Below are 467 nucleotides of genomic sequence, written 5' to 3' on the forward strand. Positions count from 1 at the left end.
GTATGCCACCAAGCAAGAAACTGGGAAGGTGGTGCCGACGTGGAATTACATCGCCGTCCACGCGTACGGGCCGGTCGAGTTCTTCCAGGAGCCCGAACGTCTGCTCGAGGTGGTCACACGGCTGACGAATGTCATGAGAAGTCGCGTACGAACCCTTGGGCTGTCAGCGACGCCCCCGCTGATTTCATCGCCGCGCAACTGCGCGGCATCGTCGGGGTGCGCATTCCGGTCACCAGGTTCGAGGGCAAGCGCAAGATGAGTCAGAATCGGCGCGAGGCAGACCGCATCGGCGTCGCCGCCGGCCTTGCGGCGAGCGAAAAACCGCCGGATCGGCAAGTGGCTCCCCTCATTCCCGATTCAGGCCTAGAGGTCGTGACTTTTCTTCGACTGATGGTCCGCTCTATAGTTTTGCTCAGCATGATCGTTTCGGAACACCGATGCCCACTTATCGGGATCATGCTCAAAGG

The 467-nt window shown here is 60.4% G+C and carries 1 pseudogene; it reads left to right on the forward strand.

Annotation, left to right across the window (positions count from 1 at the left end):
* Positions 1 to 354: pseudogene (locus tag I6F36_RS38675) on the forward strand (FMN-binding negative transcriptional regulator); the annotation flags it as partial.
* Positions 355 to 467: the final 113 nt, after the last annotated feature.

The organism is Bradyrhizobium sp. BRP19, from assembly GCF_020194195.1.
In the GTDB taxonomy this organism is placed as follows: Bacteria; Pseudomonadota; Alphaproteobacteria; order Rhizobiales; family Xanthobacteraceae; genus Bradyrhizobium; species Bradyrhizobium yuanmingense.